The following is a 26,374-nucleotide window of genomic DNA, read 5'->3' on the forward strand; positions in this document are numbered from 1 at the left end:
TCAAGCACGGAAAACCGGGCTTGCTTCGGGCGATCGCTCGTCTCTGTCGGGAAGGCCCTCGCGCGGGCCGGTCGGCGAATTGGAGCGGGCGATGAGATTCGAACTCACGACCCTTACCTTGGCAAGGTAATGCTCTACCCCTGAGCTACGCCCGCCTCCGTTTCGCTGCGCCGAGATAAGGGAGCAGCCCGGGGGCTGCAAGAGGAATTTTCGCCCTTCCGGCAAGTTCCCCCTCAGACCGCCAGCACCGGGGCGGGGCGGCGGTGGATCAGCCATTCGGCGATGGCGATGTTCGGCAGCCAGCAACTCCAGGCGACGATGACCGAGGCGGCGCCGTAGCTCTCGAAACCGAAACCGATGAAGAGGATCGGCAGTTGCAGGCGCAGCGACACCGCCGCGAGCGTCAGCGCGTAGGAGCGGATCATCCAGCGCCGGTGTGCCGCGATCTCGCGGCGGAGGATGTGGCGGAAGGCGAGGGCCGAGCTGCCCATCCAGGCGAGCGCCAGCAGGCCGAAGCCGAGCGATGCACCGGGCCGGCCGGTGGGCGAAAGCGCGAGGAGGAGGGCGCTGGTGCCGCCGATGGCGATGGCCGCGAGATAGACGCGGCCCGTCCAGCGGTGAAGGCGCGGGCGCCGGGCGCGGAGGCGCGGGAAGAACTGCAGCGCCCCGGTGGCCAGCGCCACGGGGGCGCTGAGGATGTGAACCGCCAGCGTCACCGGGCCCGCGGCGTGTATCGCCACGACCTCGCTGAAGGCCGGGCCCCAGCCGAGCAGCAGGAAGCGGTAGGAGGCGAGCGCGACGATGAACGCGAGGCTCGCCATCAGGATGGTCAGGGTGCGGCTCATGGGGGCTCCGGCGGGAGGGCGCTTTACAGTGTCAGGTAGCGGGCGTGCTTGACACTGTCAAGGCGCTCGGGCAAGGACGCCCGATGACCCAGACGCCCGACCTCCGCGCCGCGCTGATCGACGCCGGCCTCGCCATTCTGGAAGAGAGGGGCCTCGCCGCCCTGACGCTCCGCGCCTGCGCGGCGCGGGCGGGGGTGAGCCATGCGGCGCCGGCGCATCACTTCGCCGGCCTTCCGGGGCTTCGCGCCGCCATCGCCGCCATCGGCTTCCGCCGTTTCGCGGCGGAGATGCTGGCGGAGCGGGCGCGGGCGGGGGAGGAGCCGCGGGCGCGGCTGGTGGCCATCTGCCGGGGCTATCTGACCTTCGCCGAGCGCCACCCCGGGCTCTTCCACCTGATCTTCAACAGCAGCCTGCCGATGGCCGACGATCCCGAGCTATCCGAGGCCGGCGATGCCGCCTTCGAGGTGCTGCGCGAGGGCTGCGCCCCCTTCGCGCCGGTCGGCGACACGGCGATGTCCACCGAGGCCTTCGTCTGGTCGCTGATCCATGGCCGCGCCACGCTCGGCCTCGCCTGCCGCTTCGGCGAGCCCGAGCCGCATCGGCCCGAGCCGCCGGATCTCGCGGCGATGCTGGGGATCCTGACGCTCCGCTAGCCCATCTCGACCAGCAGGTCCTTGGCGTCGATCTGCGCGCCGGCGGAGACGTGGACGGATTTCACCGTCCCGTCCCGGTCGGCGTGGATGCCGGTTTCCATCTTCATCGCCTCGATGGTGAGAAGAAGGTCGCCCTTCTTCACCGCCATGCCCGGCTGGGCGGCGATGGTGGCGACCACGCCGGGCATCGGCGCGCCGATATGGGCGGGGTTGGCCGGGTCGGCTTTCGGCACGGCGGCCTTGCCGCCCTGGGCCTTGCGGTTCGGCACGCGGATCGTCCGCGGCTGGCCGTTCAGCTCGAAGAAGACGCGCACCTCGCCGTCGTCCTGCAATTCGCCGACGGCGGCGAGCCGCGCCTCGAGCGTCTTGCCCGGGTCGATCTCGACGGAGATCTCGTCGCCCGGCTCCATGCCGTAGAAGAACACCTTCGTCGGCAGGGCGCGCACGGGGCCGTAGACCTGATGGCGCGCCACATATTCGGTGAAGACCTTGGGATACATCAGGTACGCCGCGAGGTCGCGGTCGGCGATCTCTTCCAGCTCCAGGCCCGTCGCCTCGGCCAGCTCCTTGCGCTTCGCCGCGAGGTCGGTCGGCTTCATCAGGGCGCCGGGCCGCTCGGTGAGCGGCGCCTCGCCCTTCAGCACCTTCTCCTGCAGGGCCTTCGGCCAGCCGCCGGGGGGCTGGCCGAGGTTGCCCTTCATCATGTCGATGACCGAGTCGGGGAAGGCGACGTCGGTGGCGGGGTCCTCCACCTGCGCGCGGGTGAGGCCCTGGCTAACCATCATCAGCGCCATGTCGCCCACCACCTTGGAGGAGGGCGTGACCTTCACGATATCGCCGAACATCATGTTCACATCGGCATAGGTCTTGGCGACCTCGTGCCAGCGATCCTCGAGCCCGAGCGAGCGGGCCTGCGCCTTGAGGTTGGTGAACTGCCCGCCCGGCATCTCGTGCAGATAGACCTCCGACGCGGGTGCCTGCATGCCGCTCTCGAAGGCGGCATACTGGCCGCGCACCGCCTCCCAGTAGTTGGAGATCTCGCGGACGGCGGCGATGTCGAGCCCGGTGTCGCGCTCGGTGTGGCGCAGCGCCTCGACGATGGAGCCGAGCGTCGGCTGGCTGGTGTTGCCGGAGAGCGAATCCATCGCCGCATCCACCACGTCCACGCCGGCGGCCGCCGCCGCGAGGACGGTGGAGATGGCGGCGCCCGAGGTGTCATGCGTGTGGAAATGAAGGGGGATCGAGATCTCGTCCTTCAGCGCCTTGATGAGCTGCGTAGCGGCGGAGGGCTTCAGCAGCCCCGCCATGTCCTTCAGCCCGAGGATCTGGGCGCCGGCGGCCTCCAGCTCCTTGGCCATGCCGACGTAATACTTGAGGTCGTATTTGGCGCGGGCCGGGTCGAGGATGTCGCCGGTATAGCAGATCGCCGCCTCGCAGATCTTTCCGGTCGCGACCACGGCATCCATGGCGACGCGCATGTTCTCAACCCAGTTGAGCGAGTCGAAGACGCGGAAGACGTCGACGCCCTCCTCGGCGGCCTGGCGCACGAAGAACTGGACGACATTGTCGGGATAGTTCGTGTAGCCGACGCCGTTCGAGGCGCGCAGCAGCATCTGCGTCAGGATGTTCGGCATGGCGGCGCGGATATGGGCGAGGCGCTTCCAGGGGCTTTCCTGCAGGAAGCGGTAGGCCACGTCGAAGGTGGCGCCGCCCCAGCATTCGACTGAGAATAGCCCCGGCATCTTCTGCGCATAGGCGGGCGCGGCGCCCACCATGTCGATGGAGCGCATCCGCGTCGCGAGCAGCGACTGGTGCCCGTCGCGCATCGCGGTGTCGGTGATGAGGAGGGGCTTCGAGCCGAGGAGCCACTCCTGCACCGCCTTCACGCCGCCCTCGCGCAGGAGGTCGGCCGAGCCCTTCGGCACGTCGGAGGAGAAGCTCACCGGCGGCTTCGGCGGCTTGGCCTCGGCATGGGGGCGGGCGCGGCCCTCCGTCTCCGGATGACCGTTGACGGTGATGTCGGCGATATAGGTGAGGATCTTCGTCGCCCGGTCGCGCCTTTGGCGGAAGTCGAAGAGCTCGGGCGTCGTGTCGATGAACTTGGTCGTGTACTGGTTGCTGAGGAACGTCGGGTGCTTGAGCAGGTTGATGACGAAGTCGATGTTCGTCGAAACGCCCCGGATGCGGAACTCCCGAAGCGCCCGGTCCATCCGCGCGATGGCCATCTCGGGCGTGGGCGCCCGGGCGGTGACCTTGGTCAGGAGCGAATCGTAGTAGCGGGTGATGACCGCGCCGGAATAGGCGGTGCCGCCGTCGAGCCGGATGCCGGGGCCGGTGGCGCTGCGGTAGGTGCCGATCCTCCCGTAATCGGGGATGAAATTGTTGGTCGGGTCCTCGGTCGTCACCCGGCATTGCAGGGCGTGGCATTGCAGCGTGACGTCATATTGCGACGCCTTGCCGGTCGCCTCCATCAGGCTCTTGCCCTCGGCGACCATGATCTGGGCGCGCACGATGTCGATCCCCGTCACCTCCTCGGTGACGGTATGCTCGACCTGCACGCGGGGGTTCACCTCGATGAAGTAGAATTCGCCCGAATCCATATCCATCAGGAACTCGACGGTGCCGGCGCATTCGTAGTTCACATGCGCGCAAATCTGCCGGCCGAGGTTGCACAGGTTCTCGCGCTGGGCGGCGGAAAGGTAGGGGGCGGGCGCCCGCTCCACCACCTTCTGGTTGCGCCTTTGGACAGAACAGTCCCGCTCCCAGAGGTGGTAGATATTGCCATGGCTGTCGCCGAGGATCTGCACCTCCACATGCCGGGCGCGCTGGATCATCTTCTCGAGGTAGCCCTCGCCGTTGCCGAAGGCGGCCTCGGCCTCGCGGCGGCCCTCGAGCACCTTCGTCTCGAGCTCCTCCTCGTTCATGATCGGCCGCATCCCCCGGCCGCCGCCGCCCCAGGAGGCCTTGAGCATGAGCGGATAGCCGACCTCTGCCGCCTGCTCGCGGATGAGCGCCATGTCTTCGCCCAGCACCTCCGTCGCCGGGATGACCGGCACGCCGGCCTCGATGGCGACGCGGCGGGCGGAGGCCTTGTCGCCGAGGGCGCGCATGGTCTCGGCCTTCGGGCCGATGAAGGTGATGCCGGCGGCGTCGCAGGCATCGACGAAATCGGGGTTCTCGGAAAGAAGCCCGTAGCCCGGGTGGATCGCATCGGCGCCGGAGGCCTTGGCGACCCGGATGATCTCGGGGATCGAGAGGTAGGCGGCGACGGGGCCCATCCCCTCGCCGATCCGGTAGGCCTCGTCGGCCTTGAAGCGGTGGAGGCCCAGCTTGTCCTCCTCGGCGAAGACGGCGACCGTCTTCTTCCCCATCTCGTTCGCGGCCCGCATGATGCGGATGGCGATCTCGCCCCGGTTGGCGATGAGGATTTTCTTGAAGTCGGCCACGCCTTGTCCCCCGGGGCTGATTGCTGCGCAGCCCAGCCTAGCCATGCCGCGCTGCAGCGCAATCCCCTTCCGGCGGGGAAGTGTTGGCGCTAACGGCGGGGCGTGGGGGTGAGGGTGGCATGCGGGGGCTGCCGCCCCCGGCCCCCCGCCTCGGGGGGCGCTCGCGCCCCCCGAGATCCCCCCTGAGGATTTTTCGGGAGCAAAGACTGGGGGGCCGGGGCGCGGGGCGGGCGACGGCCGGCGCGATGGAGGGCGCCAAATGAAAAGGGAGCGTCCCGGGGGGCGCTCCCTCTTCTCGATCAAGGGCGGGAGATCACTCCGCGGGCTGGGCCTCGGGCTCCGGGCCGCGGCCGCGAAGCTTCGTCTCCTTCAGGCGGGTCGCGATGAGGATGCCCGTGAAGGCCAGCGCCGCGCCGATCAGGTAGTTCGGATGCAGCGCATGGGTGACGATCTCGGCCATCCGGTCGCGCACCTCCGCCGGCAGGCTGGCGAGCACGGCGGGGTCGAAGCCCTCGCCGGTAATCCCCGCGGGGGCGTTCTCGCCGATGCTGGCCGTCAGCCGCGCCGCGAAGATCGCGCCGAAGACCGCCGTGCCGACCGCCCCGCCGATCTGGCGGAACATGATGCCGGCGGCCGTGGCCGTGCCCATCACCTCGCGGGCGACGGAGTTCTGCACCGCCGTCGTCACCACGGGGAAGATCTGCCCCATGCCGAGCCCGACGAAGAGGATGAAGATCGCCGTCATCCAGTAGGGCGTCGTCGCCGTGAGCGTCGACAGGAGCAGCATCCCCACCATCAGCGAGGTGAGGCCGATCAGCGGCAGGATGAAATAGCGCCCGGTGCGGCCCATGTAGCGGCCGGCGAGCTGCGAGGAGATCATGATCCCCAGCGTCATCGGCAGGAGCTGCAGGCCCGAGATCGTCGGCGAGACGCCCTTGGCCACCTGCAGGTACATCGGCATGAAGGTGATCGCGCCGAACATCGCCGCCCCGCCGATCATGCCGATCATCGAGGTGACGACGAAGACGTTCTGCCGGAAGAGCCCGAGCGGGATGATCGGCTCCGCGGCCCGCGATTCCGACCAGATGAAGCCGGCGAGGCCGAGGAGGATCGCGGCGCCGAGCACGAAGGCCGGCATCGAGAGCCACGCGAATTCCCGCCCGCCGAGCGAGGTGAGAAGCACGACGCCGGTCAGGAGGATCGAGAGCGAGATCGCGCCCTCCCAGTCGATCCGGTGCTTCTTGCGCCGGCCGGTCGGCTTGAAGGCCGCGGCGAAGCCGAGCACGGCGAGAAGGCCGATCGGCAGGTTGATGTAGAAGATCCAGTGCCAGGACACGATCTCGACCAGGCCGCCGCCGATGAGCGGGCCGATCACGGAGGAGATCGAGAAGACGGCCGCGAAGACGCCCTGGAACTTGCCGCGGTCCTTCGGCGCGATCACGTCGCCGATGACCGAGAGGACGAGCACGAAGATGCCGCCGCCGCCCAGCCCCTGCAGCGCCCGGGCGAGGATCAGGAAGAGCATGGAATTGGCCATGCCGCACAGGACCGAGCCGATGAGGAACAGCGTCACCGAGATGAACACCATGTTCCGCCGGCCGTAGAGGTCGCCGAGCTTGCCGTAGAGCGGCGCGACGATGGTCGAGGTCAGGAAATAGGCCGTCACCACCCAGCTCAGGTGCTCCACCCCGCCGAGATCGGCGACGATGGTGGGCAGGGCCGTGGAGACGATGGTCTGGTCCAGCGCCGCCAGCAGCATGAGCGTGGCGATGGAGGCAATGATGAGCCGGATGTTGCCCTGGTGGGGCTCCGGCGCGGCGTCGGTTGGAGGCATGTCGGTCATGAGCGTACGGGGGATTCCGGGGAGGGGAGGGTTCGGCCCTCCCTATGCCCGGCGAATTTATGTGTCAACGGAACATTCTTGCTTACCGCAATTAAATTGACAATCCGCCCCGGGCCGCGCATGTCTGTGCCGCAGACAGGAGACCGGCCCCCGTGACGCAGCACAGACTTTCACCGTTCCAGGAGGGCGTGCCGGAGCTGATCGCCGCCCACGGGCTCAGCGCGGCGGCGGCCTCTTCGCTCCTCGATCTGGATCTGGCGATGTTCCAGTGGTCGCGCCGGATGCAGAAGGGCGAATGGGTGGCCGCGCTCCTCGGCCAGACCGGCGCGGATCTGGAGCTCACGCAGTTCCAGGCGCTCGCCGCGGTGGCGCGGCGTTGCCATGCGCCGGGCGGCGGGGATCAGGCGACGGTGGGCGACCTTGCCGAGATGATGCAGATCACGCCGTCGCGCGCCTCGCGGCTCGCCGCCGAGCTCGTCGCCCGCGGCTATTTCCGCCGGGCCGCGGCGCAGGAGGACGGGCGCAAATCCTGCCTCGAGCTGACGCAGAAGGCCGAGACCTTTCTCGCCAGCTTCCGCCAGCACAAGTGGGAGTTCCTGCTGTCGATCTACGAGAGCTGGCCGGAGGAGGACATCGCCACCTTCTCGCGGCTCTTCCGCCGCTATACGGACGGCGTCGCGCAGAAGCTGGCGCAGGGCTGACGGAACAAAGGGCTGACGGAACTCGGGGCTGACGGCAAGTCCGCCGCCGTTAACTCTTCGGAACATTGCGGGAACGAAGGCTTTCCAGCCGCCGCACTTCCCGGTATCCTCCCCCCATGAGCAGCGACCCCTTGCCCCTCAGCCAGCAGGCCATGGCGGCCCGTGGCGCGCCCTATCTCGACGAGCTGAACCCCGCGCAGCGCGCGGCGGTGGAGGCGCTCGACGGCCCCGTTCTCATGCTCGCCGGTGCCGGCACCGGCAAGACCAAGGCGCTGACGACGCGCATCGGGCACCTGCTGCTGACCGGCCGCTGCCGGACCAATGAGATCCTCGCCGTGACCTTCACCAACAAGGCCGCCCGCGAGATGAAAAATCGCGTCGGCCGGCTCATGGGAGAGGCGGTGGAGGGGATGCCCTGGCTCGGCACCTTCCATGCGGTGAATGTGAAGCTCCTCCGCCGTCATGCCGAGCTGGTCGGGCTGAAGAGCAACTTCACCATCCTCGATACCGACGACCAGATCCGGCTCCTCAAGCAGCTCCTCGTCGCCGAGAACATCGACGACAAGCGCTGGCCGGCGCGGATGCTCGCCGGCATCATCGACAACTGGAAGAACCGGGCGTGGACGCCCGACAAGGTGCCGGCCGGCGAGGCCTCCGCCTTCGACCGGCGCGGCGTGGCGCTCTATGGCCAGTACCAGGCGCGGCTGCGCGAGCTGAACGCCGTCGATTTCGGCGACCTCCTGCTGCACATGCTGACAATCTTCCAGACCCATGCCGATGTGCTCGCCCAGTATCAGCGCTGGTTCCGCTACATCCTGGTGGACGAGTATCAGGACACCAACGTCGCCCAGTATCTCTGGCTCCGCCTCCTCGCCCAGAGCCACCGCAACATCTGCTGCGTCGGCGATGACGACCAGTCGATCTACGGCTGGCGCGGGGCCGAGGTGGGCAACATCCTGCGGTTCGAGAAGGATTTCCCCGGGGCGAAGGTGATCCGGCTCGAGCAGAACTACCGCTCGACGCCGCATATCCTCGGCGCCGCCTCCGGCCTCATCGCCGCCAACAAGGGCCGGCTCGGCAAGACGCTCTGGACCGATGCGAACGAGGGCGAGAAGGTCCGCCTCATCGGCCATTGGGACGGCGAGGAGGAGGCGCGCTGGATCGGCGAGGAGATCGAGGCGATGCAGGGCGGCACGCGCGGGATGGAGCCGATGTCGCTGGACGACATGGCCATCCTCGTGCGCGCCTCGCACCAGATGCGCGCCTTCGAGGATAGATTCCTGACCATCGGGCTCAACTACCGCGTCATCGGCGGCCCCCGCTTCTACGAGCGGCTCGAGATCCGCGATGCCATGGCCTATTTCCGCCTCGCCGTTTCGCTGGACGATGACCTTGCCTTCGAGCGCATCGTCAACACGCCGAAGCGCGGCCTCGGCGACAAGGCGGTGCAGACCATCCAGCGCACGGCGCGGGAGCTCGGCGTGTCGCTGGTGGAGGGCGCGCGGGCCTGCGTCGATAAAGGGCGGCTCTCCGGCAAGGGCGCGAAGGAGCTCGGGCGGCTGGTGCAGGGGCTAGACCGCTGGCATGGCCAGGTGGTTGCCGAGGCCGACACCCATGTCGAGCTCGCAGAGATGATCCTCGACGAATCGGGCTACACCGGCATGTGGCAGGCCGACAAGACGCCGGAGGCGCCGGGGCGGCTCGAGAACCTCAAGGAGCTGGTCAAGGCTCTGGAGGAATTCGACAATCTGCAGGGCTTCCTCGAGCACGTGGCGCTCATCATGGACAATGAGAGCGACGCGGAGGACGAGAAGGTCTCGATCATGACGCTCCACGCCGCCAAGGGGCTGGAGTTCCCCGCGGTGTTCCTGCCGGGCTGGGAAGACGGGCTCTTCCCCTCGCAGCGCTCGATGGACGAGAGCGGTTTGAAGGGCCTCGAGGAGGAGCGGCGGCTCGCCTATGTCGGTATCACCCGGGCGGAGCGGGTCTGCACGATCTCCTTCGCCGGCAACCGGCGGGTCTACGGGCAATGGCAGAGCGCCTTGCCCTCGCGCTTCATCGACGAATTGCCGGCCGAGCATATCGAGGTGCTGACGCCGCCCGGGCTCTACGGCGGCGGCTTCGGCGCCGCGGCGCCTTCCGCCGGGCCCTCGGCCGTGCAGGAGCGGGCGATGCGGGCGGATGTCTACAACTCGCCGGGCTGGAAGCGGATGCAATCCCGCCAGACCCGGCCGATGGCGCAGCCGGGCGAGGCGCGGCACGTGACGATCGACCTCGAGGCCTCGTCGAGCTTCACGGAAGGCGAGCGCGTCTTCCACAAGAAGTTCGGTTACGGCGCCATCACCGGGATCGAGGGCGACAAGCTCGAGATCGCCTTCGACAAGGCCGGCGTGAAGAACGTCGTGGCGCGGTTCGTAGTGAGTGCCGATCTGGCGGACGACATACCGTTTTGAGGTGGCCATGTCTGGACGTTTTGACGAAGTTGACCATGCATTTCGAAGAGCGGAAACGTCTCTTGCAGAGCTGAAGAACTCTCAGTCCGGCTTTGAGTTAAAGAACTCTTGGGAAGATTTTCTCTCGCATTTTGGTCGAACGATTGGGAGATTGATTGATGCGTGTGCCGAAGATCCTAAGGGAAGGCCCTTTGCAGCACGATTGAAGAATTCTAGCGCTAAGGATGACATGGGGCTAGTTTACCTTAGAGAGGCCAGAAATCACTTTGAACATAGCCTGACGCCAGTGTCCGAGTATGGAGACGGTTTTTCTTCGCTAGGCGGCTTTGTGGGGTTGGGCCCCAATGTACAGGATGCCTATTTCTCCAACAACGTTTTTAATGGCGTCAACACCGGGACCTTTACTGTCTCTACTGACGGACAGGGGCGGATAAGCAAGCTAGTTAGCGACCGGCCAGTTCCCTTCAAATACCAGCCCGCTTCAATTCGCTTAAGAAGGATCCATTCTAGTAAGAAGAAGAGGTCATTCGATGTCCCCACTTCGTTGGGTGGCAAGGCGATTAGAATAGGGGACCCGATCTCTCTTGCAGAGGAGGCTGTGGAGTGGTTTCGGAGGGTTCGTCGGGAAGCGGGCGAACTTTTTCGTTAGTATTTGAGCACCGGCACCAGCGTCGCCACCAGCAGCACCGCCATGACGATGTTGAAGGCCCTGAGCCGCTTCCGGCCCTTCAGCACCTGCCCGGCGCCGACGCCGAGGGCGGCCCAGCTCGTCGTGCTGATGGTGGAGGAGAGGAGGAACGTCCCCGCCACCAGCGCCACGTCTCCCACCCGGTGCCCGGCCGCATAGGCGGTCGTCGCCGTCATCGCCATCGCCCAGGCCTTGGGGTTGACCCATTGAAAGGCGGCGGCCTGCAGGAAGGTGAAGGGCCGGCCCCGCGCCTCCGGCGTGTCCTCCGGCGGAGCGGCGGTCGCGATCTTGAAGGCCAGCCAGAGCAGATAGGCGAGGGAGGCCCAGGTGAGCACCTGCTCCACCAGCGGGTAGCGCTCGAAGACCAGCGACAGGCCGAGCCCGACGCCGAGGACCATCACCGAGAAGCCGATGCCGACGCCCAGCATGTGCGGCACCGTCCGGCGGAAGCCGTAGTTGGCGCCCGAGGCCATGAGCATCAGGTTGTTCGGCCCCGGCGTCGTGCTGGAGGCGAGCGCGAAGAGCAGCGCGGCGAGGAAGAGTTGCAGGTCCATGCCGGTGAGAATGCGCTCGCCCGGGCGGCATGAAATTGCAAAGATGCGGGCGCAGGAGCTTATGTTGCAACGGATTGCCCGGATGGACGCGATAGACCGCAGGATATTGCAGGAGCTGAGCGCCGACGGGCGGCTCACCAATCTGGCGCTCGCCGGGCGAGTCGGGCTCTCGCCCTCCGCCTGCCTGCGCCGGGTGCAGGAGCTGGAGCGCAAGGGCATCATCACAGGCTATCGCGCGGTGGTCGATCCCAAGGCGGCCGGGCGGGCGCTCGTCGTCTATGTGGCGATCTCGCTTTCGGAGCATACCAAGGCCGCGCAGGCGGCCTTCGAGCGGCGGATCGAGCCGGCAGAGGAGGTCCGCGAATGCCACAACGTGACGGGGGCGTTCGAATACCTCCTGCGCGTCGAGGCGGAGGATCTCGCCGCCTACAAACGCTTCCATACCGAGGTCCTGGGGACGATTCCGGCGGTCCGCCAGATCACCAGCTACATCGTCATGGGCTCCGCGAAGGACGCCAGGGCCTGAGTCGCGGCAGAAACATCACGGTTTTATGTCAGCCCGTGAAGTAAAAAGGGGGTCCTCCGCCTAAAAAAGCGGCGGCGGCACCCGGGAGGAGGTGGGTGCCGCCGCCTGAACACGTGTCCCGGGAGGAGGTGGGACCGCGCTTGGATGAGCGCACACCGGGAGGAGGTGGCGGCGCTCCCGAACGTCGCGGCGGGAGGAGGTGCCGCGCGCCCGGATCTGGGTGGCGGCAGCGCGGGAGGAGGATGCGCTGCCGCCGGTATTGGAAGCCCGGGAGGAGGTGGGCCCCAAAACTTGAAACTTGCGCGACGGCACCCGGGAGGAGGTGGGTGCCGCCGCATCAGGCCTGACGCTCCGGGAGGAGGTGGAGCGCCGGTCTATTCCGTGGCGGCGGCATCCGGGAGGAGGTGGATGCCGCCGCTTTGGTCAGGACCCGTCCAGGGAGGAGGAGGGACGGGGCCGAACCGGGACCGGGCAGGGAGGAGGACGCCCGGATCCCGAAAACTGTTATTCGCCGTATGCCGCAGTGCGGGCGACGGCCTTGATCATCGAGCGATGCAGGCCCAGATCGGCCAGATCGCGGTCGCCAAGCGAGCTGAGCTCCTTGACGGTGGAACGGTATACACGGGCCTGCGCCGCGCGCTCGCCCATGAAGGCAAAGCCCGACAGGAAGCGCTGGCCGATGGTGAAGCCCGCCAGGCGGGAAGAAGTTGCAAGGGCCATGTCAAACTCGTCTGCTCGTGTTACGCGGGTCACATCCGATCGGTTCACCGGGCTCTTTGCCCGCCGCCGACCGCTGCGGTCGTCTTGGACTGAGATTTGGTCCATTTGCTGCAGGTGCACAATGGCCGGTTCTGCAATGCTGCCATGCGGCATATGCATATTTCTTTTGCGGCTAGAATAATTGGCTCCGCTGCGGGTATTTGCCCGCCAATTGGGCGGATGATGAAGGCAAAAGCGCGACTCCGGCCCCGTCGGGCCGCGCGCGACGACGAGAGGAGGCCCCCTTGGCCGAGCGAGAAGACGAGATCCGGGCGGTTCTGAGCCGCCTCGAGCTGCCGGGCGGCGGCAATCTGGTGAGTCGCGACATGATCCGCGCGCTCTCTATCGAGGGCGGGCGCGTGCGCTTCGTCATCGAGGCGCCGAGCCCCGACGAGGCCCGCGCCATGGAGGGGCTGCGCCGCGCCGCCGAGGCGGCCACGGAATCGCTGCCCTGGGTCGAGAAGGCCTCGGTGGCGCTGACGGCGCATTCGGGGGGCGGGCAGGGGGCTGCCCCGTCCCGCGGGCAGCCCGGCGGACGGCCGGCCCCGCAGGAGGCGCCGCCGCAGATCCGCATCGGCGGCCACCCGACGCCGCAGCAGGGCGGGCCGCAGCCCGTCGCCGGCATCAAGCGCATCCTTGCGGTCGGCTCCGGCAAGGGTGGCGTGGGCAAGAGCACCGTCGCCGCCAATCTCGCCGTGGCGCTGGCGCGGGAGGGCAAGAAGGTCGGCCTTCTCGATGCCGATATATACGGCCCCTCCCAGCCGAAGATGATGGGCGTCACCGAGCGGGCGCGCTCGAACGACGGCAAGATCATCGAGCCGGCCCATGCCCACGGCGTCACCATGATGTCCATCGGGCTGATGCTGGAGCCGGAGAAGGCGGTGATCTGGCGGGGGCCGATGCTGATGGGCGCCATGCAGCAGCTCCTCGGCCAGGTGGCCTGGGGCGAGCTCGACGTGCTCATCATCGACCTGCCGCCGGGCACGGGCGATGTGCAGCTCTCCCTCGCGCAGCGCACGGCGCTCTCCGGCGCCATCGTTGTCTGCACGCCGCAGGATGTGGCGTTGATCGATGCCGTGAAGGCGATCGACATGTTCCGCACGCTGAAGGTGCCCGTCCTCGGGCTCATAGAGAACATGTCGATGTTCATCTGCCCGGAGTGCGGCCACGAGAGCCATATCTTCGGCCATGGCGGCGCGGCGCGGGAGGCGGAGCGGCTCGGCCTGCCGCTTCTGGGCGCGCTGCCCATCGACCTCGACACGCGCCTTGGCGGCGACAGCGGCAATCCGGTCGCGGCGGGTGAGGGGCTGATGGCCGAGGCCTACGGGCGACTCGCGCGGGGGCTGATCGAGGGCGGCATGGCCTGACGGGCGCGCCCGGGACGGGCCGGGGGAGCGCCCGGGATGACCCGGGATTCCCGCTGGGATGATCTGGGACGGGCCGGTTTCCGGCCCGTCCGACCCCCGAATCCGGCCCTTCTGCCCGGGATTTAATCGGCCAGAGCGGCATTTCGATCACAGACCCCGTGATCGCCTCCCCCACCAAATCCAGTGCCAGAGAGGGCCCTTTCGCTAGATATGGGGTGGTTCCCCGAGTCGCGCGCAATTTTCTGTGTCAACGATTTAGTTACCATGATTGGCCTCATGAGGCCCGATCCACCCGGAATCCACCTCCGCCCAGCTTATCCCAGATTCTCCCATTGATCGGGGGATCATCCCATGGCACAACAGGTTCACCGAGAGGGCAGCGACAAATACCGGGGCAGCAAACGACCCCAGACCCAGAGCAGGTTTCATACAGGCGGCTCCCTCTCGAACATCGTGATCCGGCGCGCGGGCGAGCAGACATCCCCCCAGGTGGCGCGCGCAGTCGGACCTCCCCCTAGAGGGGACAGGGCGGCGGATCGGTCAGTGGCAGCAGACCGATCCGCCGTTTCCTATTCGGGCAGTGGTTTCGGGGGGTGAGGACCGGGCGCCGCGTGAGCACCTTCACAGGCCAGATCGAGCAGAAACTGGACGGAAAGGGTCGCCTTTCCATCCCTGCCGCCTATCGCGCCGTCCTCGAGCAGAACGATGCCAAGTGGGAGCAGGGCAAGCCCGCCCGCCTGGCCGTCCAGCATTCCCGCGATCTCAAGGGTTACCTCAAGGTCTGGACGATGGACCGCATTACCGAGATCCGCGAGGGCATCGAGAAGATGCCAGAAGGCCCGCACAAGAAGGGCCTCGCCTATCTCTACAGCGTCGAGACGACCGATGTCTCGCTCGACAAGGACGGCCGCATGGTCTTGCCGCAGCGCATGCGCGACAAGCTGGACGTCGAGGGCGAGGCGCCGCTCGCGCTGCTCGGCTACGGCCGCTACTTCGAGATCTGGCGCGACGAGGCGACGACCAGCCGCGAGGACGAGGTCACGAGCTGGCTCGACAGCATCCCCGACGGCGTCGACCCCCTGTCGTTCATCGACTCCCCACCGGAATAGGCGATGGACGTGCCGGCTGCCCCGCATATCCCCGTCCTTCTCGCCCCCATCCTCGAGCGCGCCGCCCCGGTCACGGGCCGCTGGCTCGACGGGACCTTCGGGGCGGGGGGCTATGCCCGGGGCCTGATCGCCGCCGGCGCCGACGAAGTGATCGGCGTCGACAGGGACCCGAGCGCCTTCCGCCTCGCCGAGGGCTGGCGCGACGAATATGCCGGCCGGCTGATCCTCAAGGAGGGCCGCTTCTCGCAGCTCGACACGCTGGCAGACGGCCCGCTCGACGGGGTGGTGCTCGACCTCGGCATTTCCTCCATGCAGATCGACCAGCCGGAGCGGGGTTTCTCCTTCCAGAAGGACGGCCCGCTCGACATGCGCATGAGCGACACCGGCCCGAGCGCCGCCGATATCGTCAACGAGGCCTCCGAGGAGGAGATCGCCGACATCCTCTACCTCTATGGAGAGGAGCGCGCCTCGCGCCGGATCGCCCGCGCCATCGCCCGCGCCCGGCCGCTCGCCACCACGCTGCAGCTGGCGGAGGTCGTCGCCTCTGTCCTGCCGCGGCAGAAGCCCGGGCAGAGCCATCCGGCGACGCGCAGCTTCCAGGCGCTGCGCATCGCGGTGAACGAGGAATATGACGAGCTCTATTTGGGGCTTGCAGCGGCTGAGCGGGCATTGAAGCCGGGCGGCCTGCTCGCCGTCGTCACCTTTCACTCCATCGAGGATCGCATGGTGAAACGCTTCCTGCAGGCGCGGGGCTCCACCGGCGGCGGCTCGCGCCATGCGCCCGAGGTCACGGGGCCGGAGCCGAGCTTCGAGCCGCTCTCGAAGAAGGCCATCGACCCCACGGAAGACGAGATCGCCGCCAATCCGCGCGCCCGCTCGGCGCGCCTGCGCATGGCCCGCCGCACCGGGGCACCCGCCCCGGCGATGCCGGAGCCGAAGGCGCTTGGAATGCCAGTCAGGGGAGGGCGCCCATGAGGGGCTTTTTCTACGTTCTCATGACCCTGTCCGTCATGGGCCTCGCCTTCTGGGCCTATCAGGAGAACTATCAGACGCAGGATTCGCTCCGCCGCGTCGCGAACCTCCATGCCCAGATCGGCGAGAATCGCTCGCGGCTCGGCATCCTCAACGCCGAATGGGCCTGGCTCAACCGGCCCGACCGGCTCCGCGCCCTCAGCGATCTCAACTTTGCCCGGCTGGAGCTTCTGCCGATCCTGCCCGACGCCTTCGGCCATCTCTCCGACGTGCCGGAGCCGCTGCCGGAGCTGGCGGGCATCAACGATGTCGTCGAATTGTCGTCGCAGGGCTTTTCCGGCCCCATCAACCCCGATGAGGAGCCGCTGTGATCCGTCGCCCGCTCCGCCCGCTCGCCCGCATCCTGCAAGCCCGCCAAAGCGGCGAATCGACCGAGGCCATCGAGCGCGAGAACCTCCGCCACCGGCACGAGGAGATGCGCGAGAGGCTGCGCAGCCGCGCCGCCTCGCGGCTCAAGTTCATGAGCCTGTGCTTCTTCGTCGCCTTCTCGCTGATCGGCGGGCAGATGGCCGTCCTCGCCTCGTCCGATGCCGAGGAGCCGACGCTGCAGGCCGAGGGCGGGCCGGCGCCGATCCTCTCCGACCGCGCCGACATCACCGACCGGAACGGCCGGATCCTCGCGACGAACATGGAGACCTACAGCCTCTACGCCCAGCCGCAGGAGCTGATCGACCCCGAATATGCCGCCACCGAGCTGGCGCGCATCTTCCCCGAGCTCGATGTCGAGCGGCTCCGCGCCGATTTCACGGGCGACCGGCGGTTCCTGTGGATCCGCCGCCAGATCAGCCCCGAGCAGATGCAGGCCGTGCATGACATCGGCGACCCCGGCCTCCTCTTCGGGCCGCGGCAGATGCGGCTCTATCCGAACGGGCCCGTCGCCTCGCATATCCTCGGCGGCTCGTCCTACGGGCGCGAGGGGGTTTCCTCCGCCGAGGTGATCGGCGTCGCGGGGGTGGAGCGCTATTTCGATGCGCGCCTGCGCGATCCCTACAGCCCCGAGCCGCTGGTCCTGTCGCTCGACCTCACCGTGCAGTCGACGCTGGAGGAGGTGCTCGGCTCCGGCATGCAGCTCATGAACGCGCGCGGCGCCTCGGGAATCATCCTTGATGTGCATACCGGCGAGATCGTCGCCATGGCGAGCCTGCCGGATTTCGACCCCAACGACCGGCCCCGCCCGCCGACCGAGGGGTCGCCCGCCGATTCGCCGCTCTTCAACCGGGCGCTGCAGGGCGTCTACGAGCTCGGCTCGGTCTTCAAGATCTTCGCCGCCGCCCAGGCGCTCGACCTCGGCCTCGTCAATCCGCAGACCATGGTCGAAACCCGCGGGCCGCTCACCTACGGCCGCTTCCGCATCAACGACTTCCACGATTACGGGCCGGAACTGACGGTGACCGATGTCATCGTCGAGAGCTCCAACATCGGCACGAGCCGCCTGGCGCTGATGATCGGCATCGAGCGCCAGCAGGCTTTCCTCGGCTCGCTCGGGCTCCTGACGCCCACCTCGGTGGAGATGGCGGAGGCGCCGACCGGCCGCCCGCAGACGCCGGACAACTGGTCGGACCTGTCGCTCATGACCATCTCCTACGGCCACGGGCTCGCCGTCTCGCCGCTGCATCTCGCCGCGGCCTATGCCACGATCGTCAACGGCGGCACGCTGGTGACGCCGACGCTGCTGCGGCAGGACGAACCCGAACACGGCGAGCGCGTCATAAGCCCCGAGACCTCCGACCAGATCCGCTCGATCATGCGGCAGGTCGTGACGCGGGGCACCGCGAGCTTCGCCGAGGTCGAGGGCTACAATGTCGGCGGCAAGACCGGCTCGGCCGACAAGCCGCGCGAGAACGGCGGCGGCTATTACGACGACAAGGTGATCTCCACCTTCTCGGGCGTCTTCCCCGCCGATGATCCTCAATATGTCATCGTCATCTCGCTCGACGAGCCCGTCGATACCTCTGGCCCCATTCCGCGGCGGACGGCCGGCTACACGGCGGTGCCGGTGGCGGCCGAGGTCATCCGGCGGACGGCGCCGCTCATGGGCCTGCGGCCCGACGTTGTGCGCTGGGCGCCGGAGAGTATACATCAGGCCTCGCATTGAGGGGCCGGGATGGGCATGAGAACTGACAGGAGCACGTCGCTGGCCGATCTCGGCCTGACGGCACGGGGCGGGCGCGAGGCAGAGGTCACGGGGCTGGCGATCGACAGCCGCGAGGTGCGCGAGGGGATGCTCTTCGCCGCGCTGCCCGGCAGCCGGGTCCATGGCGGCGAGTTCATCCAATATGCGCTCCGCCAGGGCGCCGGCGCGGTGCTGACCGATCCCGAGGGGGCCGAGATCGCCGCCGATGTGCTGGAGGGCGCCGATGCCGCGCTCGTGCTCAGCGAGGATCCCGCCGCCGCGCTCGCCCGCGCCGCGGCGCTCTGGTACGGCGCCCAGCCGGCGGTGATGGTCGCGGTCACCGGCACGAACGGCAAGACCTCCGTCGCCTCCTTCTGCCGGCAGATCTGGCAGGCTCTGGGGCATGAGGCGGTCAACGTCGGCACCACCGGGGTTGAGGGCGACTACACGCTGCCCCTCCGCCACACGACGCCCGATGCGCTGACGCTCCACAGGGCGCTGGCGGAGGCGGCGACGGCCGGCATCACCCATGCGGCGATGGAGGCCTCCTCCCACGGGCTCGACCAGCGGCGGCTCGACGGCGTGGCCCTCTCGGCCGCCGGCTTCACCAACCTCAGCCAGGATCACCTCGACTACCACGCCGACATGCGCGCCTATTTCGAGGCCAAGCTCGGGCTCTTCGAGCGTGTGCTCGACGAGGAGGGCGTCGTGGTCGCCAATCTCGACGATGCCTATGGCGCCGAGATCGCCGGCCGCGCCGCCGCGCGCGGGCAGGAGGTCATCGGCATCGGCCGCGCCGCCGAGGCGCGCTTCCGCCTGATGGCGCAGCGCTTCGATGCCACGGGGCAGGAGCTGCGCTTCAACTGGGAGGGCGCGCCGCACATGCTTCGCCTTGAGCTGATCGGCGGCTTCCAGGCGGCCAATGTCGCCCTCGCGGCGGCGCTCGTCATCGGCGCCGGCGAGGCGCCGGAGGATGTCTTCGCCACCCTGCCGAAGCTGCGCACCGTGCGCGGCCGGATGGAGCTGGCGGCGACGCGTGACAATGGTGCCGCCGCCTATGTGGATTTCGCCCATACGCCCGATGCGGTGGCCACCGCGATCCAGGCGCTCCGCCCGCATGTGATGGGCCGCATCGTCGCCATCGTCGGTGCCGGCGGCGACCGCGACCGGGGCAAGCGCCCGCTCATGGGCCGCGCCGCCGCCGAGCACGCCGATCAGGTGATCGTCACCGACGACAATCCCCGCAGCGAAGACCCGGCGCTGATCCGCGCCGCCGTCATGGACGGCGCCCGCCAGGGCGGCGATGCGACCAAGCTCACCGAGGTCGCCGACCGGGCCGAGGCGATCCTGCGCGGCGTCGATGCGCTGGGGCCGGGGGACGCGCTCCTCATCTGCGGCAAGGGCCACGAGACCGGGCAGATCGTCGGAGACACGACCCATCCGTTCGACGATGCCGAGCAGGCCTCCATCGCCGTCGCGGCGCTCGAGGGCCGGGCATGAGCCTCTGGACCGCCGCCGAGGCCACCGCCGCCACGGGCGGCGAGGTGCGCGGCCGCTGGACGGCCGGCGGCGTCTCCATCGACACGCGGACGCTCAAGCCCGGCGATCTCTTTATCGCGCTGAAAGACGCTCGCGACGGCCACGAGTTCGTCGCCGCCGCGCTGGAGAAGGGCGCCGCCGCCGCCATGGTCAGCCACGTGCCGGAGGGCGTGCCGTCCGAGGCGCCGCTCCTGATCGTGCCCGACGTGCTCGCCGGGCTCACCGCGCTCGGCGCCGCCGGCCGCGCCCGCTCCCGCGCCCGGGTGGCGGCGATCACCGGCTCGGTCGGCAAGACCTCCACCAAGGAGATGCTGCGCGCCGCCCTCGCCGGGCAGGGCCGCGTCCATGCGGCGGAGGCGAGCTACAACAACCATTGGGGCGTGCCCCTGACGCTCGCCCGGATGCCGCGCGAGACGGACTTCGCGATCCTCGAGATCGGGATGAACCACCCCGGCGAGATCGCGCCGCTCGCGCGCCTCGCCCGGCCGCATGTGGCGATGATCACCACCATCGCCGCCGCGCATCTGGAGGCCTTCGACAGCCTCGAGGGCATCGCCGCGGAGAAGGCCGATATCTTCAAGGGGCTGACGCCCGACGGCACCGCCATCGTCAATGCCACGCTGCCAACCTCGCCCCTCATGATCCGCGCCGCCCGCTCGGCCGGCGCCTGGGTCGTGACCTTCGGGACCGAGGCGCCTGCCGACTGGCAGCTCGGCGCGGTCACCGTCTCGCGCGGTGCCACCACGGCGGAGGCGACCGGCGGCGGGCTCGATTTCGTCCTGAAGGTCGCGAGCGAGGGCGGGCATTTCGCACTCAACGCCCTCGGCGCGCTGGCGGCGGCCTCCGCCCTCGGCGCCGACCTCGCCCGCGCCCTCGTCGGCCTCGCCGACTGGGCGCCGCCCCCCGGCCGCGGCACCCGCGAGGAGGTCGTGCTAGACCCCGCCCGCGACGGCGAGACGCTTGACCTGATCGACGATGCCTTCAACGCCAACCCGACCTCGCTCTCCGCCTCGCTGGCGGTGCTGGCGGCGGCGCGGCCCCGCGACGGCGCCGGCCGCGTCGAGAAGGGGCGCCGCGTCGCCATCCTCGGCGACATGCTCGAACTGGGGCCGGACGAGATCGCCATGCATGTAGCCATGGCGGAGGATCCGGCGATGCCCGCCCTCGGCCTCATCCATTGCGTCGGCCCCCGCATGAAGCATCTTCACGAGGCCCTGCCGCTAGAGCGCCGCGGCCGCTGGGCGGCGACGGCCGAGGAGCTGATCCCGCAGGTCGCCCGGCTGGTCGACGCCGGCGATGTCGTGCTGGTCAAGGGCTCCAAGGGCAGCCATGTGTCGCGGATCGTTGACGCGATCCGCAATCTGGGGCATCGCGGCGCCTCGCGCGAACAGGAGGCGTGACAACATGCTCTACTGGCTGACCCTTTTGTCCGATGGCGGTGATTTCTTCAACCTTTTCAGGTATATCACCTTCCGCGCCGGCGGCGCCTTTCTCACCGCGCTCGTCTTCGGCTTCCTCTTCGGGCGGCCCTTGATCGAGGTGCTCCGCCGCCGCCAGGGCAAGGGCCAGCCGATCCGCGCCGACGGGCCGGAGGGGCATCTCGCCAAGGCCGGCACCCCCACGATGGGGGGGCTCCTCATCGTCGGCGCGGTCCTCACCGCGACGCTCCTCTGGGCGCGGCTCGACAATCCCTACATCCTGATGGTGCTCTTCGTGACGCTCGCCTTCGCCATCATCGGCTTCGCCGATGACTACGCCAAGGTCGCGCGGCAGAACACCAACGGCGTGCCCGGCAAGGTGCGGCTCGGCCTCGGCATCCTCGTCGGCGGCCTTGCCGCCTTCTGGGCGATGAGCTTTCACCCCGAGGGGCTGACGGGCGACCTCGCCTTCCCGGTCTTCCGCGAGCTTCTCGTCCATCTCGGCTGGTTCTTCATCCCCTTCGGGGCCTTCATCATCGTCGGCGCCGCCAATGCGGTGAACCTGACGGACGGGCTCGACGGGCTCGCCATCATGCCGGTGATGATCGCGGCGGCCACCTTCGGCGTCATCGCATATGCGGTCGGCCGGACGGACTTCACCGAATATCTCGGCGTCCATTACGTGCCCGACACCGGCGAGATCATCATCTTCTGCGCCGGCCTCATCGGGGGCGGGCTCGGCTTCCTGTGGTACAACGCCCCGCCGGCGGCGGTCTTCATGGGCGACACCGGCAGCCTCGCCCTCGGCGGCGCGCTCGGCGCCATCGCCGTCGCCACCAAGCACGAGATCGTCCTCGGCATCGTCGGCGGGCTCTTCGTGATCGAGGCGCTCAGCGTCATCATCCAGGTCTTCTACTTCCGGCGGACCGGCAAGCGTGTCTTCCTGATGGCGCCGATCCACCATCATTACGAGAAGATGGGCTGGTCGGAGCCGCAGATCGTCATCCGCTTCTGGATCGTCGCCCTGATCCTCGCCATGATCGGCCTCGCCACCCTGAAGGTGCGCTGAGGGCAAACCTGCCTCTGCCCCTTTTCAAATAGCCTTCGGGGGGTCCGGGGGGCAGACAGCCCCCCGGCCTCTCCACCAGGCCAGGAGGTCCCGCATGATCCCCGCCACCGGTTTCGAAGGCCAGCGCGTCGGCCTCCTCGGCCTCGGCCGCTCCGGACTCGCCACCGCCCGCGCGCTCATTGCAGGCGGCGCCATTCCCGTCGGCTGGGACGATTCCGTCCCGGCGCGCGAGGCGGCGGCCGCCACCGAAGGCATCGAGATCGCCGACCTGACGAAGGTCTCCAACGTCGAGCCCCTCGCGACGCTCGTCACCTCCCCCGGCATCCCGCATCTCTACCCGAGCGCCCATCCGGCGATCCGCGCCGCCTGGGAGGCGGGGGTGCCGGTCGACAACGACATCGGCCTTTTCTTCCGCGCCTTCGGCTCCTCGGCCTTCGCCGAATTCGACCGCCCGCCCCGCGTCGTCGCGGTCACCGGCTCGAACGGCAAGAGCACCACGGCGGCGCTCATCCATCACATCCTGACCGAGGCCGGCCGGCCCGCGCAGCTCGCCGGCAACATCGGCCGCGGCGTCTTCGACATCGAGCCGCCGCAGGATGGCGAGGTGATCGTCCTTGAGCTTTCCTCCTACCAGACCGACCTCGCCCGGGCGCTGACGCCCGACATCGCCGCCTTCACCAACCTCTCCCCCGATCATCTGGATCGCCACGCCGGCCCGGGAGGCTATTTCGCCGCCAAGCGGCGGCTCTTCGCGGAAGGAGGCCCGGACCGGGCGGTCATCGGGGTGGACGAGGACGAGGGGCTCTACCTCGCCAACCAGCTCGCCATGGGCCCGGGGGACGAGCGGGTGATCCGCGTCTCCGCCGCGCGCAAGCTGACCGGCCCCGGCTGGCTGGTCTTCGCGCGGAAGGGCTTCCTCAGCGAATGGCGGAAGTCCCGGCAGGTCGCCTCGATCGACCTGCGCGCCATCCCCGGCCTCCCCGGCGCGCACAACCACCAGAACGCCTGCACGGCCTTCGCGGTGACGCGGGCCCTTGGCCTCGGGCCGCGCGAGATCGAGGCGGGGCTCGCGAGCTATCCCGGGCTCCCCCATCGCTCGCAGCGCATCGCCGAGCGAAGCGGGGTGGTCTTCGTCAACGATTCAAAGGCGACGAATGCCGATGCCGCCGCCCATGCCCTCGCCGCCTTCCCGAAGATCCGCTGGATCTGCGGGGGGCTGGAGAAGGAAGGCGGCCTCGGCCGGCTGGAGCCGCATCTGGACCATGTCGTGAAGGCCTATGTCATCGGCCGCGAGGCCGAGGCCTTCGCCCGCCAACTCCCCGGCGTCGAGGCCGAGATCTGCCGGACGATGGAGGTCGCGGTCTCCCAGGCGGCGGCGGAGGCCGAGCCGGGCGAGGTCGTGCTCCTCGCGCCGGCGGCGGCGAGCTTCGATCAATACGACAATTTCGAGCGGCGGGGCGATCACTTCGCGGCGCTCGTGGCGGCGCTGTCGCCCTGACGGGGGCAGGCCCTCAGCGCCGCGATATGATGGAACGGGGCAAGGGGCGTAGGGCCTCCCGGGGGGAGCGGAGTGGCGGGAACCGCTGCAACCGTCGGGTAACTATTCCCGAGGACCTGTATATACAGGTGGGCGCCAGATAACCGGGCCAAGACCCGAACAGAGCCAGCTCCCTCGGATTTGCTTAAGGCCACTGGAATTGACCCGTTGCACGAGAAGAGCAGAAACCCGCCAGCCCCCCAGGTAATCCTCTCCCCCGCGTCCGGCAAGGGGGGCCTGCACCGCGCATCGCCGCCGCCGTAGGGTAGGTTTGCAACCCACCGATGGCTCAGCGCCCGAGCTATTCCCCGCCCGGTACGCGCCGGCACGGCGCAGGGCGAGCGCCGGCCCGTCCCGCGGGCTGGCGCTCTGGCTGGGTCTGGGCATGAGCCCGGAGCGAGGGCGGGGTTGCATTATATAGCGCTCCGACCAGCCGGCAGGAGCGCCAACCCCCGGGCCGGCGCTCGCCCCGCGCGGCCGGCGTTGCGCCGGGTTCCCGGGAAGGGTGGGTTACAAACCTACCCTACGATTGCTCATCTTGACCCGTGTTCACCAATTGTTCATGGTTTGCCCATGACCGATCTTCCCGCCCTCCAGCCCGGCCAGCTCATCGCCCGCGGCGTCTGCCGGCATCTGGCGGCGCATGATTTCGTCACCGTGGAAGAGCTCGTGCCCGATCGGGGCCTCCGCGTCGACGTCATGGCCGTCGGGCCGCGGGGGGAGATCTGGGTGATCGAATGCAAGTCGAGCCGCGCCGATTACATGGCCGACCGCAAGTGGCAGGGCTATCTGCCTTGGTGCGACCGCTTCTTCTGGGCGGTGGGCGAGGACTTCCCCGTCGATCTCCTCCCGGAGGAGACCGGCCTGATCATCGCCGACAGCTATGATGCCGAGATCTTGCGCATCGGGCCGGAGACGAAGCTCGCCGGCGCCCGCCGCAAGGCGCTGATGCTGCTTTTCGCCCGCCATGCGGCGCGGCGGCTCGCGGCGTATCGCGACCCGGGCGTCGGGGCCTTCGTGTCCTGAGGCCTAGCGCTTGCGCGTCTTCATCGCGCGGGCGGTGCGGGCGGCGGCGCGGATCTCTTCCGCGATTTCCTCCGCCTCCTCGGGGTCGAAATCCATCGGGATCTCGGTGGTCCCCGCCTCAATGAACAGCCGCACCATGCCGTGGTCGGTGGGGCCGATCTGCAGGTTCGCCTCGACGTCGCGCTCGGTATCGATGCCCATCTCGTCTCTCTTCGGGTGGTTCGGGATGGGCGGCAATAGCCCGGCCCGGCCCCCGGGTGCAAGCGGGCAAATACCTAACCGAGGCGCGGGGTCCCGGCAACGTTGGGCCCTCCGGCCCCACGAGCGGCACCGCGCCGCCGGCGCGCTCCCTGCGAGCGGCGGCTGGCCGCTCACCTCCTGGGCGCCGAAGGAGGCCTTCGTTCAGAAAACCCTGGACCAGAACTGGCCCCTAACCCTCCGACTGCCCCTTCATCTGGCCGGAAATATGCCGGAGGTGTGGAGGCAGAGCCTCCACTGCCGAAGGCACCCTCTCACCTCTGCCGCCTCACTTCGGCCGCGTCAGCGTGAAGGTCTCGCGGATCACCCCGTAATCCTGATAGCCGAGCCGCGTCAGCATCCCGAAGCGGGTGACGTCGAAGATCCCGTCCACCAGGCAATCCTCGCGGATATGCACGCCCGTGACCTCGCCGAGCACGAGATGGTTGTCGGCGCCGCGGAGGGCCACCACCTCGGTCAGCCGGCATTCGAGCGCCGCCGGCGCGCCGGCCACGCGGGCGCACGGCACTGTCTCGCATTCCTCTTTCTCGATGCCGGCGATATCGAATTCCGACAGGCTCCGGTCATGGCTGCCGGAGGTCTGGTTCATGGCATCGCGCATCGCATATTCCACGATGTTGCAGCAGAAGACCCCTGTTTCGAGGATGTTCTTGAGGCTGTCCTTCGTGCCGGTCGAGGCGAACATCACCTGCGGCGGCGTATAGGCGACGGCATTGAAGAAGGAATAGGGCGCGAGGTTGTCGACGCCCGTCTCCGCCCGCGACGAGATCCAGCCGATCGGGCGCGGCGAGACGAGGGCGTTGAACGGATTGCGGGGCAGGCCGTGGCCGTCTTCGGGGCGGTAGAACATGCGAAAACCTCGGGTTTGCCGCCGGGCCTAGCCTCATGTAAGGCCGGGGTCCAGCCGAAAGGGGGAGGTGGGGTGGAGGCCTATCCACAGGAAACGCCGGAAGATTGGTGGGAGGTCGAGGCGCTTTACGACAGCTGCTTCGCCCCGGGGCGCACCGCGCTCTCCTCCTACCGGCTGCGCGACGGGGTGCCGCCGGTCCCAGAGCTCTGCCGCATCCGCCGCGACCGGACGGGCGTCGTCGTCGGCGCCATCCGCTGCTGGCCGGTCCGGGTCGGCACCCTGCCGGCCTTGCTCCTCGGCCCCGTGGCCGTGCATGCGACGCGCCAGGGCGAGGGGCTCGGCGCGGCGCTCATTGGCGAGGCGGTGGAGCGGGCGCGCGCGCTCGGCCATGAGCGCATGATGCTGGTGGGGGACGAACCCTACTACCGGCGCTTCGGTTTCACGCGGCTGGAAGGCGTTCTCATGCCGCCGCCGACCAACCCCGCCCGGGTGCTCGGGCTGGCGCTCGCTCCCGGCGCGTGGGACGGCGTTACCGGCGAGGTCACCCGCGCCATGTGAGCGCTTGCCAAACGCGCCCTGCCGCCCCAT

22 protein-coding genes and 1 tRNA gene are annotated in these 26,374 nt (G+C 68.9%); 15 read left to right on the forward strand and 8 right to left on the reverse strand.

Annotated features, from left to right (window positions below):
* Nucleotides 1-80: 80 nt before the first annotated feature.
* Both ACAZ03_RS06625 and ACAZ03_RS06630 read right to left on the reverse strand, forming a co-directional pair.
* Nucleotides 81-155, reverse strand: a tRNA-Gly gene (locus ACAZ03_RS06625).
* Nucleotides 156-233: 78 nt separating this feature from the next.
* Entirely contained in the window at nt 234-845 is a 612-nt protein-coding gene (locus ACAZ03_RS06630) for a DUF2306 domain-containing protein (RefSeq protein ID WP_373356627.1), read from the reverse strand.
* Between the two features lie 83 nt (nt 846-928).
* Between ACAZ03_RS06630 and ACAZ03_RS06635 the strand changes: the two genes are divergently transcribed.
* Entirely contained in the window at nt 929-1,498 is a 570-nt protein-coding gene (locus ACAZ03_RS06635) for a TetR/AcrR family transcriptional regulator (RefSeq protein ID WP_373356628.1), read from the forward strand.
* Here the strand turns inward: ACAZ03_RS06635 and ACAZ03_RS06640 are convergent.
* Both ACAZ03_RS06640 and ACAZ03_RS06645 read right to left on the reverse strand, forming a co-directional pair.
* Complete coding sequence (locus tag ACAZ03_RS06640) at nt 1,495-4,944, reverse strand: pyruvate carboxylase (protein ID WP_373356629.1); 3,450 nt, start codon at nt 4,942-4,944, stop codon at nt 1,495-1,497. The two genes, ACAZ03_RS06635 and ACAZ03_RS06640, sit on opposite strands and share 4 nt — an antisense overlap.
* 313 nt (nt 4,945-5,257) lie before the next feature.
* Nucleotides 5,258-6,787: an MDR family MFS transporter gene (locus tag ACAZ03_RS06645; RefSeq protein WP_373356630.1), complete on the reverse strand. Its 1,530-nt coding sequence runs from the start codon at nt 6,785-6,787 to the stop codon at nt 5,258-5,260.
* A 152-nt stretch (nt 6,788-6,939) separates the two neighbouring features.
* Here ACAZ03_RS06645 and ACAZ03_RS06650 point away from each other — a divergent pair, with 152 nt between their 5' ends.
* Nucleotides 6,940-7,488: a MarR family winged helix-turn-helix transcriptional regulator gene (locus tag ACAZ03_RS06650; protein ID WP_373356631.1), complete on the forward strand. Its 549-nt coding sequence runs from the start codon at nt 6,940-6,942 to the stop codon at nt 7,486-7,488.
* A 116-nt stretch (nt 7,489-7,604) separates the two neighbouring features.
* Nucleotides 7,605-9,941: an ATP-dependent helicase gene (locus tag ACAZ03_RS06655; RefSeq protein ID WP_373356632.1), complete on the forward strand. Its 2,337-nt coding sequence runs from the start codon at nt 7,605-7,607 to the stop codon at nt 9,939-9,941.
* Between the two features lie 645 nt (nt 9,942-10,586).
* Here the strand turns inward: ACAZ03_RS06655 and ACAZ03_RS06660 are convergent.
* Entirely contained in the window at nt 10,587-11,183 is a 597-nt protein-coding gene (locus tag ACAZ03_RS06660; RefSeq protein WP_373356633.1) for a LysE family translocator, read from the reverse strand.
* Nucleotides 11,184-11,265: 82 nt separating this feature from the next.
* Between ACAZ03_RS06660 and ACAZ03_RS06665 the strand changes: the two genes are divergently transcribed.
* Nucleotides 11,266-11,709 carry an Lrp/AsnC family transcriptional regulator gene (locus tag ACAZ03_RS06665; protein ID WP_373356634.1) on the forward strand — a complete coding sequence of 148 codons (444 nt, stop codon included), beginning with the start codon at nt 11,266-11,268 and terminating at the stop codon, nt 11,707-11,709.
* Between the two features lie 504 nt (nt 11,710-12,213).
* Here ACAZ03_RS06665 and ACAZ03_RS06670 read toward each other — a convergent pair.
* Nucleotides 12,214-12,582, reverse strand: a complete 369-nt coding sequence (locus ACAZ03_RS06670; protein ID WP_373356635.1) for a DUF1127 domain-containing protein — start codon at nt 12,580-12,582, stop codon at nt 12,214-12,216.
* A gap of 131 nt (nt 12,583-12,713) precedes the next feature.
* Here ACAZ03_RS06670 and ACAZ03_RS06675 point away from each other — a divergent pair, with 131 nt between their 5' ends.
* The 10 genes from ACAZ03_RS06675 (at nt 12,714) to ACAZ03_RS06720 (ending at nt 24,678) form a co-directional block, all read left to right on the forward strand.
* Nucleotides 12,714-13,835: an Mrp/NBP35 family ATP-binding protein gene (locus ACAZ03_RS06675; RefSeq protein WP_373356636.1), complete on the forward strand. Its 1,122-nt coding sequence runs from the start codon at nt 12,714-12,716 to the stop codon at nt 13,833-13,835.
* A gap of 611 nt (nt 13,836-14,446) precedes the next feature.
* Nucleotides 14,447-14,944, forward strand: a complete 498-nt coding sequence (locus tag ACAZ03_RS06680) for a division/cell wall cluster transcriptional repressor MraZ (protein ID WP_373356637.1) — start codon at nt 14,447-14,449, stop codon at nt 14,942-14,944.
* A gap of 3 nt (nt 14,945-14,947) precedes the next feature.
* Entirely contained in the window at nt 14,948-15,919 is a 972-nt protein-coding gene (gene rsmH, locus ACAZ03_RS06685; protein WP_373356638.1) for a 16S rRNA (cytosine(1402)-N(4))-methyltransferase RsmH, read from the forward strand.
* A complete protein-coding gene (locus tag ACAZ03_RS06690; RefSeq protein ID WP_373356639.1) occupies nt 15,916-16,287 on the forward strand; it encodes a cell division protein FtsL in 372 nt (123 codons plus the stop codon). The genes rsmH and ACAZ03_RS06690 overlap by 4 nt, the downstream gene beginning before the upstream one ends.
* Nucleotides 16,284-18,071, forward strand: a complete 1,788-nt coding sequence (locus ACAZ03_RS06695) for a peptidoglycan D,D-transpeptidase FtsI family protein (RefSeq protein ID WP_373356640.1) — start codon at nt 16,284-16,286, stop codon at nt 18,069-18,071. The genes ACAZ03_RS06690 and ACAZ03_RS06695 overlap by 4 nt, the downstream gene beginning before the upstream one ends.
* A 15-nt stretch (nt 18,072-18,086) precedes the next feature.
* Nucleotides 18,087-19,589 carry a UDP-N-acetylmuramoyl-L-alanyl-D-glutamate--2,6-diaminopimelate ligase gene (locus ACAZ03_RS06700; RefSeq protein ID WP_373356641.1) on the forward strand — a complete coding sequence of 501 codons (1,503 nt, stop codon included), beginning with the start codon at nt 18,087-18,089 and terminating at the stop codon, nt 19,587-19,589.
* Nucleotides 19,586-21,028, forward strand: a complete 1,443-nt coding sequence (gene murF / locus ACAZ03_RS06705; RefSeq protein ID WP_373356642.1) for a UDP-N-acetylmuramoyl-tripeptide--D-alanyl-D-alanine ligase — start codon at nt 19,586-19,588, stop codon at nt 21,026-21,028. The genes ACAZ03_RS06700 and murF overlap by 4 nt, the downstream gene beginning before the upstream one ends.
* 4 nt (nt 21,029-21,032) lie before the next feature.
* Nucleotides 21,033-22,115: a phospho-N-acetylmuramoyl-pentapeptide-transferase gene (gene mraY / locus ACAZ03_RS06710; protein WP_373356643.1), complete on the forward strand. Its 1,083-nt coding sequence runs from the start codon at nt 21,033-21,035 to the stop codon at nt 22,113-22,115.
* Between the two features lie 94 nt (nt 22,116-22,209).
* Nucleotides 22,210-23,613 carry a UDP-N-acetylmuramoyl-L-alanine--D-glutamate ligase gene (gene murD / locus ACAZ03_RS06715; RefSeq protein WP_373356644.1) on the forward strand — a complete coding sequence of 468 codons (1,404 nt, stop codon included), beginning with the start codon at nt 22,210-22,212 and terminating at the stop codon, nt 23,611-23,613.
* Nucleotides 23,614-24,225: 612 nt separating this feature from the next.
* Entirely contained in the window at nt 24,226-24,678 is a 453-nt protein-coding gene (locus ACAZ03_RS06720) for an MmcB family DNA repair protein (RefSeq protein ID WP_373356645.1), read from the forward strand.
* Between the two features lie 3 nt (nt 24,679-24,681).
* Here the strand turns inward: ACAZ03_RS06720 and ACAZ03_RS06725 are convergent, their stop codons facing one another.
* Together ACAZ03_RS06725 and ACAZ03_RS06730 are read right to left on the reverse strand one after the other, a co-directional pair.
* Nucleotides 24,682-24,879, reverse strand: coding sequence for a DUF6324 family protein (locus ACAZ03_RS06725; RefSeq protein ID WP_373356646.1), 198 nt, complete (start codon nt 24,877-24,879; stop codon nt 24,682-24,684).
* Between the two features lie 325 nt (nt 24,880-25,204).
* Nucleotides 25,205-25,786, reverse strand: coding sequence for a flavin reductase family protein (locus tag ACAZ03_RS06730; protein ID WP_373356647.1), 582 nt, complete (start codon nt 25,784-25,786; stop codon nt 25,205-25,207).
* A gap of 72 nt (nt 25,787-25,858) precedes the next feature.
* Here ACAZ03_RS06730 and ACAZ03_RS06735 point away from each other — a divergent pair, with 72 nt between their 5' ends.
* Nucleotides 25,859-26,344 (forward strand): GNAT family N-acetyltransferase, encoded by a 486-nt coding sequence (locus tag ACAZ03_RS06735; RefSeq protein ID WP_373356649.1) that lies wholly within the window; start codon nt 25,859-25,861, stop codon nt 26,342-26,344.
* Nucleotides 26,345-26,374: the final 30 nt, after the last annotated feature.

The sequence above is a fragment of the Pseudoroseicyclus sp. CXY001 genome (genome assembly GCF_041714655.1).
Lineage (GTDB): Bacteria > Pseudomonadota > Alphaproteobacteria > Rhodobacterales > Rhodobacteraceae > Pseudoroseicyclus_A.